The organism is Winkia sp. C0117E2 (assembly GCF_056590455.1).
This window is the reverse complement of the sequence record NZ_JBWPWD010000003.1, coordinates 228238-243769: the sequence shown is the minus strand read 5'-3', so window position 1 is coordinate 243769 and position 15532 is coordinate 228238. Positions and strand designations below refer to the sequence as shown.

Annotated in this window: 18 protein-coding genes; 5 read left to right on the top strand and 13 right to left on the bottom strand. The window is 58.3% G+C overall.

Going from position 1 to position 15532, the window contains the following annotated elements; translation table 11 throughout:
• Positions 1-73: 73 nt before the first annotated feature.
• Genes AC1EKG_RS05770 through pyrE form a run of 3 tightly spaced genes read right to left on the bottom strand, consistent with a single transcriptional unit; the run spans position 74 to position 2040 of the window.
• Positions 74-715 carry a TrmH family RNA methyltransferase gene (locus AC1EKG_RS05770; RefSeq protein ID WP_004806480.1) on the bottom strand — a complete coding sequence of 214 codons (642 nt, stop codon included), beginning with the start codon at positions 713-715 and terminating at the stop codon, positions 74-76.
• A complete protein-coding gene (locus tag AC1EKG_RS05765) occupies positions 715-1473 on the bottom strand; it encodes an SDR family NAD(P)-dependent oxidoreductase (protein WP_004806482.1) in 759 nt (252 codons plus the stop codon). Before AC1EKG_RS05765 ends, AC1EKG_RS05770 begins: the two co-directional genes overlap by 1 nt.
• Positions 1474-2040, bottom strand: coding sequence for an orotate phosphoribosyltransferase (gene pyrE / locus AC1EKG_RS05760; RefSeq protein WP_004806484.1), 567 nt, complete (start codon positions 2038-2040; stop codon positions 1474-1476).
• A 50-nt stretch (positions 2041-2090) separates the two neighbouring features.
• Here pyrE and AC1EKG_RS05755 point away from each other — a divergent pair, with 50 nt between their 5' ends.
• Together AC1EKG_RS05755 and AC1EKG_RS05750 are read left to right on the top strand one after the other, a co-directional pair.
• Positions 2091-2864 carry an exodeoxyribonuclease III gene (locus AC1EKG_RS05755; protein ID WP_004806486.1) on the top strand — a complete coding sequence of 258 codons (774 nt, stop codon included), beginning with the start codon at positions 2091-2093 and terminating at the stop codon, positions 2862-2864.
• Between the two features lie 8 nt (positions 2865-2872).
• The gene (locus AC1EKG_RS05750) at positions 2873-3496 is read left to right on the top strand and encodes an NUDIX hydrolase N-terminal domain-containing protein (RefSeq protein ID WP_004806489.1); all 624 of its coding nucleotides are present in this window, start codon (positions 2873-2875) and stop codon (positions 3494-3496) included.
• Here AC1EKG_RS05750 and AC1EKG_RS05745 read toward each other — a convergent pair.
• The 3 genes from AC1EKG_RS05745 to clpB all read right to left on the bottom strand — a co-directional run bounded on the left by AC1EKG_RS05745 (position 3493) and on the right by clpB (position 8071).
• Positions 3493-4323 (bottom strand): serine hydrolase domain-containing protein, encoded by an 831-nt coding sequence (locus AC1EKG_RS05745; protein WP_160309235.1) that lies wholly within the window; start codon positions 4321-4323, stop codon positions 3493-3495. The genes AC1EKG_RS05750 and AC1EKG_RS05745 overlap by 4 nt on opposite strands.
• Before the next feature lie 9 nt (positions 4324-4332).
• A complete protein-coding gene (locus tag AC1EKG_RS05740; RefSeq protein WP_004806493.1) occupies positions 4333-5340 on the bottom strand; it encodes a TetR/AcrR family transcriptional regulator in 1008 nt (335 codons plus the stop codon).
• Positions 5341-5485: 145 nt separating this feature from the next.
• The gene (gene clpB, locus AC1EKG_RS05735) at positions 5486-8071 is read right to left on the bottom strand and encodes an ATP-dependent chaperone ClpB (RefSeq protein WP_004806495.1); all 2586 of its coding nucleotides are present in this window, start codon (positions 8069-8071) and stop codon (positions 5486-5488) included.
• A gap of 238 nt (positions 8072-8309) precedes the next feature.
• On the opposite strand from clpB, the gene AC1EKG_RS05730 reads away from it, so the two are divergent.
• Complete coding sequence (locus AC1EKG_RS05730) at positions 8310-8492, top strand: antitoxin (RefSeq protein ID WP_004806497.1); 183 nt, start codon at positions 8310-8312, stop codon at positions 8490-8492.
• 57 nt (positions 8493-8549) lie between these two features.
• Positions 8550-8804 carry an antitoxin gene (locus AC1EKG_RS05725; protein ID WP_004806500.1) on the top strand — a complete coding sequence of 85 codons (255 nt, stop codon included), beginning with the start codon at positions 8550-8552 and terminating at the stop codon, positions 8802-8804.
• 47 nt (positions 8805-8851) lie between these two features.
• Here the strand turns inward: AC1EKG_RS05725 and AC1EKG_RS05720 are convergent, their stop codons facing one another.
• From AC1EKG_RS05720 to dnaK, 6 genes are all read right to left on the bottom strand, one after another.
• Entirely contained in the window at positions 8852-9541 is a 690-nt protein-coding gene (locus AC1EKG_RS05720; protein WP_048707695.1) for a hypothetical protein, read from the bottom strand.
• 6 nt (positions 9542-9547) lie between these two features.
• Positions 9548-10189, bottom strand: coding sequence for a DUF4282 domain-containing protein (locus AC1EKG_RS05715; RefSeq protein WP_004806505.1), 642 nt, complete (start codon positions 10187-10189; stop codon positions 9548-9550).
• A 122-nt stretch (positions 10190-10311) separates the two neighbouring features.
• The gene (locus AC1EKG_RS05710; protein ID WP_004806507.1) at positions 10312-10767 is read right to left on the bottom strand and encodes a heat shock protein transcriptional repressor HspR; all 456 of its coding nucleotides are present in this window, start codon (positions 10765-10767) and stop codon (positions 10312-10314) included.
• A gap of 15 nt (positions 10768-10782) precedes the next feature.
• Positions 10783-11799, bottom strand: coding sequence for a DnaJ C-terminal domain-containing protein (locus AC1EKG_RS05705; RefSeq protein ID WP_004806510.1), 1017 nt, complete (start codon positions 11797-11799; stop codon positions 10783-10785).
• A gap of 17 nt (positions 11800-11816) precedes the next feature.
• Complete coding sequence (locus tag AC1EKG_RS05700) at positions 11817-12473, bottom strand: nucleotide exchange factor GrpE (RefSeq protein ID WP_004806512.1); 657 nt, start codon at positions 12471-12473, stop codon at positions 11817-11819.
• Complete coding sequence (gene dnaK, locus AC1EKG_RS05695) at positions 12470-14329, bottom strand: molecular chaperone DnaK (protein ID WP_004806514.1); 1860 nt, start codon at positions 14327-14329, stop codon at positions 12470-12472. Before dnaK ends, AC1EKG_RS05700 begins: the two co-directional genes overlap by 4 nt.
• Before the next feature lie 250 nt (positions 14330-14579).
• Here dnaK and AC1EKG_RS05690 point away from each other — a divergent pair, with 250 nt between their 5' ends.
• Positions 14580-15020: a GNAT family N-acetyltransferase gene (locus tag AC1EKG_RS05690; protein ID WP_004806515.1), complete on the top strand. Its 441-nt coding sequence runs from the start codon at positions 14580-14582 to the stop codon at positions 15018-15020.
• Here the strand turns inward: AC1EKG_RS05690 and AC1EKG_RS05685 are convergent.
• Entirely contained in the window at positions 15017-15499 is a 483-nt protein-coding gene (locus AC1EKG_RS05685) for a MarR family winged helix-turn-helix transcriptional regulator (protein ID WP_070425007.1), read from the bottom strand. The genes AC1EKG_RS05690 and AC1EKG_RS05685 overlap by 4 nt on opposite strands.
• Positions 15500-15532: the final 33 nt, after the last annotated feature.

The window sequence follows — 15532 nt, the reverse complement described above, 5'->3', positions numbered from 1 at the left end:
GGGATAAATTTACCCTGTTTCACATTTTTTTCCGAGTGCCAAAGTCCCAATTTAGCCCAATATTCGCCTGTAGCTAACCGGTAGGGCGGCTAAGGTGCACTCTGGCCCATGCCCACATTGCGACCGCGGCGGCAGCACCCACGTTTATGGAGCGGGTGGAACCGTACTGGGTGATGTGGTGAATTGCGCTGCAAGAGGCTCGCATCGGCTCGCTTAGTCCTTCTGATTCGGAGCCGAAAACTAGCACGCACTCACGCGGTAGTTCCACCTCTTCGATTGGGGTGGAGCCGGGAACATTGTCAATGCCGATGATTAGTTTGCCGCGTTCTTGCATCCGGCTAACAAATTCTTCTGGCGTGGCCAGGTTGTCTACGTGCAGGTACCGGTCGGTGACCATTGCTCCGCGCCGGTTCCAACGCTTCTTGCCAACGATGTGCACCGCTTGGGCATTGAAGGCGTTGGCGCTGCGCACAATGGAGCCGATGTTGAAATCGTGGTCCAGGTTCTCGATGGCCACTTCAAGCGAGGATCGCGACTGATCCAGATCAGCAACAATGGCATCCAGCTTCCAATACCGGTATTTATCTGAGACGTTTCGCCGGTCACCATATTCGAGCAGGGTCGGATCCAATCGCGGATCGTCCGGCCATGCCTTCTTCCCTCCGGGGTAAGGGCCTACCCCGACCTCGCGGGAATCAATACGTTCTTCTGCCACTATCTGATCCTCCAGCTGGATCGTCCGGTGATGAGCCTGATTAGGGGGCGGGGGCTGATGTGGGTGAGGGCGTCGACCACCTTGTACGTAAAGGAAGGTACGACCTCGACCTTTCCTGCGCTAACCCCACGCATAGCTTCGGCTACGACCTGTTGTGGGCTGATCCGAGCAATCGTTGGCAGAGAGGCGAAGTCGAAACCGATCTTGTCAAAGAATTCGGTGGCGGTGGTGCCCGGCCGCACGGAGGTGACCGTGACCCCGCTCCCCTTCAGTTCACTGGCAAGTGCTTCCGAGAAGACGTTCACCCAGGTCTTGTGGGCAGCGTAGGTGCCCCCTGCCGTCCAGGAAGCCACCGAGGAAATGTTGACTATGGCGCCGTGGTGGCGCGCCTTCATAGCGCGCGCTGCAGCCTGGGATAACACCATGACCGCACGCACCATCACGTTCAACGCGTCTAGTTCGCGCTGCGTGTCGCCCTCGACGAACACTTGCCCCAAGCCGAAGCCGGCGTTGTTTACCAGCAGCGAGATGGGCCGCTCCGACTGAGAGAGCCGGGCTGCGACCCGATCCGTGTCTGCCGCTTTCGACAGGTCCGCGGGCAGCACCTCGACATTTACCCAGTCGAGGGCGGCCGCCACCTGCCGCAATTTAGTTTCGTTGCGCGCCACTAGCACCAGGTCGTGTCCACGTTCAGCTAGTTGGCGGGCAAACTCTTCACCGATGCCCGAAGAGGCACCGGTGATTAGGGCTGTTGCCACTTAGTCCAGCTCCAAATCCGAAAGCGAGAGGGCGTGCAGGTACTTGTACCCGGCCGCTTCGATCTTTTCCTTGGCACCCGTGTCGCGGTCTACTACAACGGCGACGGCCAGGATATTGGCGCCGGCCTCGGAAACAGCTTTTGCGGCTTCCAGCGGGGAGCCGCCGGTGGTAGAGGTATCTTCGAGCACCACCACGTTGCGGCCAGCAATGTCCGGCCCTTCGATGCGGCGCTTCATGCCGTGGTCCTTGGCGGCCTTGCGCACTACGAAGGCGTCCACGTCTAGGCCCCTGGAAGCGGCTGCGTGCATGATCGCGGTGGCAACCGGGTCGGCTCCCATAGTGAGTCCGCCAACGGCGTCAATATCTTCTGGGGAAATGCCGGCTTCTTCCAGCATGTCCAGCATGACGTGCCCGATCAGAGGGGCTGCTTCGTGGTGCAAAGTTGCTCTGCGCATGTCCACGTAAAAATCAGATTTGAGGCCGGAGGCAAGGGTAACTTCCCCGCGAATAACGGCCAGTTCACGTACTAGTTCGGCAAGTTTGTTGTGCTGCGGATCGTTAGACATGCCTCTACTTTACAGGCTTGGCGCGCCCGGCCGTGCGATAGCTTAGAAGTATGCGTATTGCAACCTGGAATGTGAACTCTATTAGAGCCCGACTAGACCGCGTCCTGGCATTTTTGGATCGCTCCGAAGCGGACGTGCTTGCCATCCAAGAAACCAAGTGCAAGGAAGAGGTCTTTCCCGCGGACGCTTTTGCCGAGGTCGGCTACTACTCTTGCGCTGCCGGCATCAGCCAGTGGAACGGGGTGGCGATCCTCTCGCGCAGCGAACCGCAGGACGTCCAGGTGTCTTTTCCGAACTGTCCTACTTTCAAAGACAAGGTAGAACCGCGGGCAATATTCGCCACCTGCGCCGGGGTACGCATCGGCTCCCTGTACGTGCCTCACGGACGAGCCTTGGACGACCCCCACTACCAGTACAAACTGGACTGGCTGGCTAGATTGAAAGACTTTGCCAGCGCGCAGCTGGAGTCGGGGCAGGATAGGCTGGCCCTAATGGGCGATTGGAACGTGGCCCCCGAAGACAAGGACGTGTGGGACATGGAGGTCTTCAAAGACTCCACGCACGTGTCCGCTCCGGAACGCGAAGCATTCGCCGCTTTTTCCGACCTCGGGATGGTAGAGGTGACCCGGGACCGGGCGGAAGGCTACACCTACTGGGACTACCGGCGACTGCGCTTCCCCAAGAACGAGGGCATGCGCATCGACTGGATGTACGCCACCGCCGCCCTCGATAAAGCGGTCACTAACGTGCAGATCGACCGCGAAGAGCGCAAGGGCAAAGGCGCCTCTGACCACGTGCCCGTAATTGTTGACTTCGACCTGTAGGAGGAACAGTGCAGCAGGTGGAACGCTGGCTCTCGTGGGCTATGCGCATTCAGTCTTTAGCCCAAACGGGTTTGGCATACACGGATAACAACTTCGATCGCGCACGCTACCAAGAGCTGCGGGAAATAGCCGCCGAAATGGTGGCTCACCAGGCAGATATTCCCACGCAGAAGGCACGAGAGCTGTTCTGCAACGAATCGGGCTATCAGACTCCGAAGGTGGATACACGCGCGGCAATATTTAGGGATGACAAGATCCTTTTGGTGCGTGAGAATGACGGCCAGTGGTCCCTTCCGGGAGGCTGGGCTGACATCTTGCAGTCCCCGGCCTCGAACACGGCAAAAGAGGCAGCCGAGGAAGCGGGGCTGCGCGTGCGCCCCTACAAGCTGGTGGCGGTGCAAGATCGCAACAAGCACAACCAACCCCTGTTTGCCTATTCGGTGTGGAAGCTATTTTTCCTTTGCCACAACGAGGGCGGCAGCTTCGAGTCAAACATCGAAACTACAAAGTCCGGTTACTTCAGCCTGGATGAGCTGCCACAGGTCTCTGATTCCAAGAACACGCCCGCGCAGATCCGCATGTGCTTCGAGGCCCGCGCTCAAGGACCAGCGTGGCAGACCCTATTCGACTAATCGGCGTAGGCTGCCAGGATCGCCTCATTTAGGCCCGGCCAAGCCTGCACATGTTGCTTCCCAAACGGCTTGGCTCCAATGAAGGCGGCCCCCAGTTGCAGCTGCGGGTCCACCCATAGGAACGACCCGGATTGCCCGAAGTGCCCACACACTTTTTGAGAGGCTGAGGGCGCGGTCCAGTGCGGCGATTTCTGCCCCCGGATTTCAAATCCTAGCCCCCACAGGTTGTTGTCTTGCCTGCCATAGCCGGGCAGCACCCCGCTGAGTCCATCAAAATGAGGGCGCATCGCATTTGCAGCGGTTTCTTTGCTGATCAGGGTGGGCTCCATCAGTTCCCGCAGGAACAGCGTCAGGTCATTAGTGGTTGATATTCCCGAATACGCCGGCGATCCGGGCACGGATGTTTCGGTCATTTGCAGCGGCTCCAGTACCGCCTGCTTGATCCACTGCCCCGCGTTTTCAGCTCCCACGCTCTGGCAGACTGCCTGGCCCAAGATTTCGATGTTCCGGTTCGAGTAGATGCGCCGGGTGCCAACCGGAGAGAGCACCTTATCTGAATCCATGGCCAACCCGGAAGCGTGCGAGAAGACGTGCTCGAGGGTTGCCCCCTTTGGCCCTAGCGGATCTGAAAGCGATATCTTTCCCGCTTCGAGCGCTACCAAGTATGCCCACGACGCGAGCAATTTGGTTACTGAGGCGAGCGGGAAGGACTGGTGGATGCCGGGCGTCCACCCTACCGCCTTGCCTCTTTTTACCACTACCAGCTGCCACGGTTCCTGCAGCAGTCGGTCGGTTTCATCTAACGATTGCTGCAATTGCCGAGGCATGGAGTGCATCTATTTCCCCTGTGGGTCTTCTTCTTGCTGTACAGGTGCAAACAGCTGCCGGATCGCTTCTTCCCGATCCTGTTCTTCGCTGTCATCCCAGCCCTTCGCTAGGACCAGGTCCCGATCGGTGACGATGTCGGAGGCAATAATCTTGTCCACGACTCGCTTGGGAACCTCGTGGGCGTAATAGCTGTCAGCAATGTCTTGAACCGTGAGCACATCCGCGTTAAGAATGCGGTAAACCAGTCCGATCTGCAGGTGGCCAACGCCCATATCAGACAGATTGTCGGGGGAAACATCCAGCAGCCCAATGTCTAGGAAGTCCCGAAGGGTCATGCCCGTAACCCGCTGTATCTGCAACATTGCCTGCGGAGTGTCGAGCTCCAAGTATTTTGCGAGCGAAGCGTGATGCGGGCTCAGTATGTCGAAGGCCTTCACAATTTCGCCGCGAAGCGCACCCTGCACGTCCACGCTGTGATCGTATAGCCACATGATGCGCAGCCCCCGCCACAGTGCCAGGTGCTGCTGGGCCAGATCCGCGGCAGAAGTATTCACCTTGAATAGGCCGTGCTCTTCAAATGCCTTGTATGCCCTGGTCAACGCCTTCGCGATGCGAGTCATGTTGTACTGGTAATGTTCCCGGGCCGGATGACCGGTAGAAGCAGCCTCCACCTCGATTACACAGTCCATCTGAGCCAGAGCCGGGTCGTGTACGTGAATACCGGTAAGAGCTAAGAAAAGGCGAACGACCTCGTGTGCCTCCAAGTGCTCGACACTGTCGAGTGTTACGCCGAACTGGCTTTCGTAGCGTTCGATAACCGCCGCCAGCAGCGCTTCTTTAGTGGGGAAATGGTAGATGACGCCGGGGTGAGAGATGCCGACTCGACGAGCGATATCCCTCATGGAAAGACCGTAATATCCCACCTCGCCAAGGAGCGCAACCGTTGTATCTAGGATTTTCTGCCGCCGAGCTAGGCCGCCAGCATAAGGTCCCCGCTCTTTCTTTCGCGCAGGCATCACAATCTCCCCTCTGACCTCTTCTACCTTAGTTTAGCCCGTTCCGAGCACATTACTGTAAATTTAATTTTTGCTTTACAAATTGTTATGCGACAGCGCGGAGCGATCCCAAAACTGGGATCACTCCGCGCCAAGCGCCGGTCAATTATGCCACGCCAAGATTAAGCTTCGAATCCGTTGCCGTAACGGTGACGGTTTCGCCCTCCTTAACCTTTCCAGCAAGCAGCATTTTCGCTAGTGGATCGCCAATTTCCCGCTGTACCAGTCGCCGCAGAGGGCGGGCACCGTACGCCGGATCATACCCTTCCCTTGCCAGGTACTGTCGGGCCGATTCATCCACCTCAAGCTTGATCCTGCGGTCCTTCAGACGGGCCGCCATGGAGGCCACCTGCAAAGTGACAATCTGGCCCAATTCGTCCTCATCAAGGGCGTCGAAGATTACTACTTCGTCCAACCTGTTCAGGAATTCCGGCTTGAACGCACTCCGGACCGTAGACATTACCGAGTTGTGCTGCTCCTCGGTGTCCATGGTTGGATCCACCAAGAACTGCGAACCCAAGTTCGAAGTCAGCACCAAAATGGTGTTGCGGAAATCAACCGTGCGCCCCTGCCCATCAGTAAGCCGGCCATCGTCTAGGACCTGCAACAAAATGTTGAAGATCTCGGGGTGAGCCTTCTCGACCTCGTCCAGCAATACCACTGAGTAGGGGCGACGCCGAATCGCCTCGGTGAGCTGGCCGCCCTCGTCGTAACCGACGTATCCCGGAGGAGCACCGACCAGACGCGAAACCGAGTGCTTCTCGGAATACTCGGACATGTCGATACGCACCAGCGCATGCTCGTCGTCAAACAGGAAGTCCGCCAAGGACTTTGCCAATTCGGTCTTACCCACACCAGTCGGCCCCAGGAACATGAAGGAACCAGTCGGCCGGTCAGGGTCAGACACCCCTGCCCGCGAGCGCCGCACCGCATCGGCCACCACCTGAACAGCCTTCTTCTGGCCTATTAGGCGTTCGCCAATGACGTCTTCCATGTGCAACAGCTTGTCCTGTTCGCCCTCTAGCAGTTTGCCAGTGGGAATGCCGGTCCACGCTTCGACTACCTCGGCAACCTCGCTGGGCCCCACCTTTTCGGCAATCATGGGTTCGAGCGGGGTCTCTTCATCCTCCTCGGCGGCGGCGATCTGCCGTTCCACCTGGGGGATGTCGCCATTTTGCAGGCGGCCGGCTTCTTCCCAACGCCCATCGCGCATGGCCACGTTCAACTGGGTGCGCAACTCGTCGAGTTTTACCCTCAGATCGCCGACCTTGTTGTGCTCGGCCTTTTCGGCCTCCCATCTGGCAGTGAGTCCGCGCAATTCCTCGGTCTTGTTGGCCAGCTCTTCGCGCAGCTTAGCCAGCCGTTCCGCGCTAGCAGCGTCGTCTGCCTCGTCCGAATCAGTCAGGTAGGACTCCTCCATGCGCAACCGGTCCACCTCGCGGGTGAGCTGGTCGATCTCTTCTGGCGAAGAGTCCAGCTCCATGCGCAGTCTAGAAGCCGCCTCGTCGATCAGGTCGATCGCCTTATCCGGCAACTGCCTGCCGGTAATGTAGCGGTCGGACAGGCGGGCAGCAGCAACCAGGGCGCCATCCGAAATGGTGATCTTGTGGTGAGCTTCGTACTTAGGAGCGATGCCGCGCAGTATTGCCACGGTGTCCTCAACCGAGGGCTCCCCCACGAAAACCTGCTGGAACCGGCGTTCCAAAGCCGGATCCTTTTCAATGTTTTCGCGGTATTCGTCGAGCGTAGTAGCGCCCACCAGGCGAAGTTCCCCGCGGGCCAGCATCGGCTTGAGCATGTTGCCCGCGTCCATCGCACCTTCCGAACCGGCCCCGGCGCCTACCACCGTGTGCAACTCGTCGATGAAGGTAATGATCTGCCCGTCAGCAGACTTCACTTCAGCCAACACTGCCTTGAAGCGTTCCTCAAATTCGCCGCGGTACTTTGCCCCCGCCAGCATTGCCGAAATGTCCAGGCTAATCAGGCGCTTGTCGCGAAGAGATTCCGGCACGTCGCCCGCGACGATTCGCTGGGCTAGCCCCTCCACTACCGCAGTCTTGCCAACGCCGGGTTCACCGATCAACACCGGGTTGTTCTTGGTGCGCCTAGAAAGAACCTGTACCACGCGTCGGATTTCACTGTCTCTGCCAATGACCGGGTCGAGTTTGCCATCCTTAGCAACCTGGGTCAGGTCGCGCCCGTACTTTTTCAGAGCCTCGAAGGTGCCCTCCGGATTCGGCGAGGTAACGGGGCCGTTCTGCCGAATCTTGGGCATAGCCGCTTCGAGAGCTTCGGACGTAGCCCCGCCAGCTTTTAGCGCCTCGGCTGCCGCCGAGGGAACTTTCGCCAGAGCCTGCAGCAAATGCTCAGTAGAGACGTACTCATCCCCCATGGCCCCAGCGCTCTCGCTGGCCTGGGTAATCACATTCAGCAGCGCCCTGGAAGTGGATGGTTCACTAACCGAAGAACCTGACGAGGACGGCAATGCCACCAGGGCTTTCCGCACGTGCGCGCCGATCTGCTTGCGATCCGCGCCCGCTGCCTCCAACAGGGCCAGGGCAATCCCGCCCTCATCTTCCAATAAAACATTGAGCAGGTGCAGCGGTTCCACCTGCGGATTACCTGCTGCCGAGGCAGCCTGCAACGCAGCGGTTACCGCTTCCTGCGATTTAGTAGTGAGCTTGGTGTTCACTTGGACCTCCTCAAGAATTTCCTATCTGATTAGTCCAACAATCCTAAAGTTGAGTCTATTCCACTCAATCCCGCTTTACAGTGTAGCTTAGCTCACTTCTAATGTATTTCTCAGACTCCTACCCCAACCTGGGCTCACTCCCCTTTTCACGGCGGGCCATAGCAGAAAAATAATGCGCCAATGAATCTTTTCAAGCAAAATAGTTGTGTCCGACATATTTTCTACCCAAGGAGCAAACATGGGACTAGATGATCTGAAGAACAAGGCAACCGAAAAGCTATCCGAGGTCACCGGCAACGAGGAAACCACTGACGCTGGCCTCGACAAGGCCTCCGACGCCGCCAAGAAGGTTACCGGTGGCAAGTTCGACGATAAGATTGATCAGGCCCGCGACGCTGCAGACAAGCGCCTAGGCGAATAATCCAATCGTCAGGGGTGGGGCATTTGCCCCACCCTTATTTAGTTAAAGGGGACGGTTATGGACCTGAACAACATCAAGAATCAAGCAATGAACAAGGTGCGCGAAGCATCGCACAACGAGAAGCTGACCGATTCTGTTCTGGACAAGGCTTCCCAGGCGGCTAAGAAAGTCACCGGCGGTAAGTATGACGACAAGATCGATCAGGCTCGCGGTGCTGCAGACAACTACCTTGGCTCAAACGAGGACAAGCAGACTGAACAGAAGAAGGAAAAGCCCAAGGACGCCCCTAAGGAAAACAAGGACGCCCAGTAAGCGCGATCGCATAAAAATACTGGCCCAGCTTAGCTGGGCCAGTATTTTTATGCCTTCCTTACGCGCAGCCGGCGCACTAGGAGCACCATGCCGATCCCGGCGGCAACCATAGAAGCGAAGACCGCAACCTGGATGGCTATGGCATATCCCGGGGCTAGCCCGCCCTGAAACTCAGGGTCCAAATATTGTGCCGAATCCGTAGCCGTCCCCTGTGCCTTACACCGAAACACGTATTCGCCCGAGGACAGAATGGGAGCTATGTAGACCTTCTTGGAAAAGGGAGCGGGCACTAGCTTCGTGCGTCCCTGTCCCTGGCCGATTGTGCAATCGTCACCGGCGCCCTCTTCGGAAAAACCTACGTACGTGATGCCAAGCTGAGACATCTGGACCTTTGCGCCGTCGTGCACCTGCAGTGCATCAGGAGACTGCAACGCTTTTTGTAACCCTGCCGGCTCCCTCATGAACATCGCTACACCGCCGATCATTGGAGCAATGATGAAAGCGCAAAGCAGCCCACCGATCAGCAAAGCAATTGGCAACCCCAGGCCCCGTTTCTTCTTCTTTGCCACCTTTGTGGACCACTGGCCCGGCCGCGGAGGCCAGGACGGTGTTTCTTCAGTCGGCGCTTTGGGCACCTCCGGCGCGGCCTGATAGACAGATCCGTCAGGCAGGATCGGCCTGCCCTGCTCGTCGCGGGGCAACCGAACCCCATAGCGCGGTTTTTCAGGAGTGGCCATCTACGTCTACTTCTGTTCCGCGTTGACGAGCTTAGAAGTGTTACGCGCAGTTCGCACGTTTGCCACTAGCAGTTCCAGAACTACTCGCCCAAACACCAGATGGAAGAAAGAGGGCACAATCCCAACAAACAGGCACGCAAGGAAGGTCCCAATGAACGTTCCCGTGCCAGATGCCGCGCTGGAGAACTCGTAGCTAGCAGATGCGGCCGAGCCCGAGGCAATCAGCAGGGATCCCCCCACCCACAGCAGGACCACCCAAGCCATTAGCAGGACGTAAAGAACCTGTGCAAAAGATATGGTGACAAACTTTTCGAACTTCAGGTCAAAGAGAGCCCCAAAGAACGTATCCCCGGACCGCTGCGGCTGGGCATAGTAGCCGGGGCCCTGCTGGAACTGTGGGTATTGCCCGGTAGGTGGGTACTGGCCGGTAGGTGGATACTGTCCGCCCTGCTGGTTCTGTCCTCCCTGCTGGTAGGGATACGGGTGGGAGGTATTGCCGCTAGAAGGCTGCTGCGTAGGGGCGCCCTGCGATTGCCCTTCAGAATGCGATTGCACAGAAGAAGCGTAAGAATCGCCCTCAGTAGTTGCCACCGGAGGCGGTGGTGGCGGTGTCTGCGACCTGTGCTGCTGCGGAGTATTTTCAGACATATTACTCACCTTCCATAGTTCGTGTGTACCAAGCATACGAAATCTACTAGGAAGCGTGCAGACGCACCCAGATATACAAATGCGCTCCTCAGGTTTCCCTAAGGAGCGCATCAGTATTCTTGCTAGACGTCCAATACTACGACAGCCCTGGAAGCAGGCCGTTGCTCGCGCGAAAAGCCAAGTCGCGAGCCGTACGGCACCAAGGCACCGCCTCTGGCCGGCGCCCGGAACCGTTCTCCGAGCGCGGATTCCCACACCTCCCCAGACGAGGAAGCAGCGAACACTCGCGAAGAACGAGCCACTAGTTCCTGCAGCCGCTCATTTTCAGCTTCGAGCCGCCCCAGCTTCTCTTCGAGCTCAATAATGCGGGAAATCCCCGCCAAATTGATGCCCTCTTCCTGGCTCAGCTGCTGGATACGACGCAGGCGCGCTATATCCGAGGGCGAATACCGGCGCCCTCTCCCCTTAGTGCGCTGCGGGGTAACCAGCCCCAGCCGGTCGTATTGGCGCAGAGTCTGGGGGTGCATGCCAGCGAGCTCAGCAGCCACTGAGATCACGTACATCGCTGCGTCAAACACGCCATCACCTCCAAACTAGTCTTGCGCTGCCTGCGCCTGCCACCCGGAGCGCGGATCGAAATCTGCCGTCTGAGCAGCAAATTCTTCCAAGGCTGACTTGGCCTTGCGCGACAGCTTCTTGGGTACTTCTACTTTAAGCTTAAGCAGCAGGTCTGAAGCCTTCTTGCCCTTGGGCACACCGCGGCCACGCAACCGCAGCACAGCCCCTGAAGAAGACCCGGCAGGCACCTTCACGGTAACCAACTTTCCATCCAGCAACGGCACCTGCACCTTCGCGCCCAAAGCTGCCTCTTCGACAGTCACGGGAAGATCGGCAACTAGGTTGCCGCCCTCGATCGCGAATACCGGGTGCGGCTTGACATGAATGGTAACGACCAGGTTGCCCGGAGCTCCCCCATTCGCAGATGGGCGGCCCTTCCCGCGCAACCGCAGCTTCTGGCCATCGTGCACGCCCGCAGGGATGCGCACGGTCATAATCCGCCCGTCGACCTTCATCTTCAGAGTGGTACCGTGTACCGCCTGTCGCAGGTCAAGCGAGGTTTCCGTAGCCAAGTCCTGCCCCTTCTGCGGGGCTTGCGAGAAGCCCCCGAACGAGCCGGAATTACCGAAGCCGCCGCCCGCGGCTCCGCCGCCGAAGAGCCCGGACAAGATGTCTTCGAATCCCGCGCCCCCGCCGCCGGAGTTTGAAAAGCGAACTCTTGAATTCGCTCCGCCCCCGCCGAACATTGACGCGAACATGTCTTCGAACCCCCCGGCGGAGGCCCCCTGAGGGCCCGCGGAGAACCTGGCACCTCCCCCGGCCATCCGTCTGAGGGCGTCGTATTGGCTGCGCTGCTTCTTATCAGAGAGCACCGCGTAAGCTTCCCCGACCTCCTTGAACCTTTCCTCGGCGGTCTTGTCGCCAGGGTTCTGGTCCGGGTGATACTTGCGGGCGAGCTTGCGGTATGCCTTCTTGATGGCTGCTTGGTCGGCATCCTTGGAGATGCCTAAGACTTTGTAGAAGTCTTTAGAAAGCCAATCTTGGTTGGTCATCCCAGCTCACCTCCTCTTTATGCGGGATTGGAAACCATAACTTTTGTTGCCCGCAGGACTCGATCGCCGACCTTGTAGCCGGGCTGGAGTACCTGGGTAACCGTTGGTTCGCTTACGTCGGCAGACTCGTTGGCCATGAGCGCTTCGTGCAGCTTCGGGTCGAAGTGGTCGCCCTCGGCTCCGTAGCGTTCCAGACCGAAGCGGTTCTGCAGCGTTTCTTCCAACTTTTGCGCGATTGCCGCAAAGGGGCCGTCTTTCAGATCCCCTGCGGTGCGGGCACCGTAGATATCGTCGAGGACGGACAGCAGCGACTCCAATACGTCCAGCTGTCCAGCAGTCTTGTGCGCGGGAATATCAGCCTTCGACCGGCGGACGTAAGACTGGTATTCGTTGTTCAGGTTGTACAGGTCGGCCTTTGCCCTGGCCAAATCATCGCCTAATTTGCCAATGATCTGGTCGGTGCTAGGCACCTCTTCTTCCTGCTTATCCTTGGGCGCTTCTTCTGTTTCGCCCTCGCTCGCCTGTGTGGCGGGAGCGTCCTCAGTTTCTGCGGTGGTATCTTCCGATGGCGCTTCGCGCTGTGCGGCAGACTCTTCTGCCTTCGCGTTCTCGGCGTCCGAAACGCCGGGAGCGGGCTTGTCAGCCCGCTCCTGGGGCTCGTTTAGTTCACTCACTTGGAGGAATCCTCATCATCTACTACCTCGGCATCGATGACGTCGTCATCGGCGGAGGAGGCGTTCTGGTCGCCAGCCGGGGCCTCGTTCTGCGGGGACTGCTGGGCCTGTGCGTACAGGGCCTGGCCGATCGACTGTGCCTTCTGGTTCAGTTCATCCATGGCGGACTTTACTGCCTCGGTGTCGTCGCCCTCTAGAGCCTTCTTGACCTTGTCCACAGATTCGCGGACCGGAGCCACGGTGTCCTCGGGTAGCTTGTCAGCGTTGTCCTTCAGCAGCTTCTCGATGGAGTAGACAGTCTGCTCTGCGTTGTTGCGAGCCTCCTGGGCGTCGCGGCGCTTCTTGTCTTCTTCAGCGTTTTCTTCTGCTTCCTTCACCATGCGGTCGATGTCCTCGTCAGACAGCGAAGACGTGCCGGTGATGGTCATGGACTGCTCGCCGCCAGTGCCGCGGTCCTTAGCGGACACGTGCACAATGCCGTTGGCGTCGATGTCGAAGGTGACCTCGATCTGCGGGATGCCGCGCGGGGCCGGAGCAATACCGGTCAGTTCGAAGTTGCCGAGCGGCTTGTTGTCGCGAGCAAACTTGCGTTCACCCTGGTAGACCTGGATCAGCACGGAGGGCTGATTGTCCTCGGCAGTCGAGAACACCTCGGAGTGCTTGGTCGGGATCGCGGTGTTGCGATCGATCAGGTTGGTCATCACGCCACCCTTGGTCTCGATGCCCAGCGACAGCGGGGTCACGTCGATCAGCAGCACGTCGGAACGCTCGCCCTGAATGACGCCAGCCTGCAGTGCTGCACCAACAGCAACAACCTCGTCGGGGTTTACGCCCTTGTTCGGTTCCTTGCCACCGGTCAGTTCCTTGACGACGTCAGTCACGGCCGGCATACGGGTGGACCCACCAACCAGCACTACGTGGTCGATGTCGGACACCGAAATGCCCGCGTCCTTGATTACCTGCTGGAACGGCGCCTTGGTGCGCTCGATCAGATCCGAAGTCATGTCCTGGAACTTTGCCCTAGACAGGGACTCGTCCAAGTGGATCGGGCCTTCGGGAGTCATGGACAGGTACTGCAGCGAAATCGAGGTCTGAGTGGCAGAAGACAGTTCCTTCTTGGCCTGCTCAGCTGCTTCGCGCAGACGCTGCAGAGCAACGCGATCGGTAGTCAGATCAGTACCGGTCTTGGACTTCACCTGCTGCACCAACCAGTCGACGATGCGCTGATCCCAGTCGTCGCCACCAAGCTTGTTGTCGCCGTGAGTGGCGCGCACCTGAATAGTGGAGAAGTCGTCCTCGTCCTTGCCAACTTCCAGCAACGACACGTCGAAGGTGCCGCCACCCAAGTCGAACACTAGGATCAGTTCGTCTTCCTTGCCCTTTTCGAGGCCGTAGGCCAGCGCTGCGGCGGTAGGCTCGTTGACGATGCGCTTTACGTTTAGGCCAGCGATCTTACCGGCATCCTTAGTTGCCTGACGCTGGGAATCGTTGAAGTATGCGGGAACGGTAATAACCGCATCGGTAACGGTGTCGCCCAAGTATTCTTCCGCGTCGTGCTTGAGCTTGCCAAGGATACGAGCGCTGATTTCCTGAGCGGTGTACTTCTTGCCGTCGATGTCGACGGTCCAGTCGGTACCCATGTGGCGCTTCACAGAAGAGATGGTGCGATCGACGTTGGTTACCGCCTGACGCTTAGCGATTTCACCGACCAGCACCTCGCCAGACTTGGAGAAAGCGACTACCGACGGAGTAGTGCGGGCGCCTTCCGCGTTGGCGATAACGGTGGGCTCGCCACCTTCTAGTACTGCAATTGCCGAGTTCGTGGTGCCAAGGTCAATACCTACTGCACGTGCCATATTTATCTTCCTTCCATCTGGCCGCCGCGAACATAGCGACCATCATTGAGTCTGTTGCACTCAAGTTTTCCTTAGGAGCTTTCGACTGTCAAGTCGCCACTCCAAAAGTTGAGTCTACTTAACTCAACTATGAGGGCAACGCTTTTATTCCAGCAATTAAGTAAGCTCCCTCACACCCCGCTTGGGTCGAGGTACGCAAGCTCCCACAGAACGTGCGAAACTAGGCAAGTAACAGCAAATCGGAGGAAAAATGGCAACCGAACTACTAACCGAGACTACTGACGAAGTAGTAGCACTAATGCAGGAACTAATTCCGCAGCTATCGCGCTCTTCGAAACCACTTACCGCAGAGCAGACCGCGGAATTTATTGCCCAGGACGGGGTCTATCTGTTCGGATTCCGCTCCGAAACCGAAGAAAACAAGGGCAAACTACTTGGCATGCTTTCGCTCGCCACCTTCAAGATTCCCACCGGCCTGCGCGCCTGGATCGAGGACGTAGTAGTAGACGAAGCAGCGCGCGGCCAGGGCGCCGGCCAGGCACTGGTAGAGGCCGCGGTCGCCCACGCCAAAGAACTGGGATGCCGCACCGTAGACCTAACCTCCCGCCCCTCCCGAGAGGCGGCAAACAGGTTGTACAAGCGCTGCGGCTTCAAACTACGCGAAACGAACGTCTACCGTTTCGCCGATTAGCGCACCTCGGCTCGCTGGCAGGCTTTCGAGTCTGCCAGCAGCACAGACACCTGCTCCATTACGCGCATAATTGCGCGTTCATCCATCTTCGACAGCCCGTCAAAGAAATACTTTTGCAGCACGGGCTCAACTATTTCCATCGCCCCCGCAAGAGCATCGTCGCCCTCGGAGGTCATTACCGCATACATCGCGCGCTGATCTTTAGGGCAAACCTGCCTACAAACTAGCGACCGCTTCACCAACCTAGACACAGCGCGAGTAACCCCAGAGCGGGTCAGCGCTACGGAATCAGCCAGGTCACTCATGCGCAGCCGCCACTCAGGAGCCTGTTTCAGCGAATACAACAACTGTACATCTTGCAAGGACAGCCCCAGAGCAGACAACTCCAGGTCAAGCACGTCATCCACCTTGCGAAATACATAGCCAAGCTGATGCCACAGCGAGAAGTTGTCGGCCACGAGCCCCTCCTTAACTTTCATCCCCGATCTTTAGGTCCCCATTGTAGGCAAAAA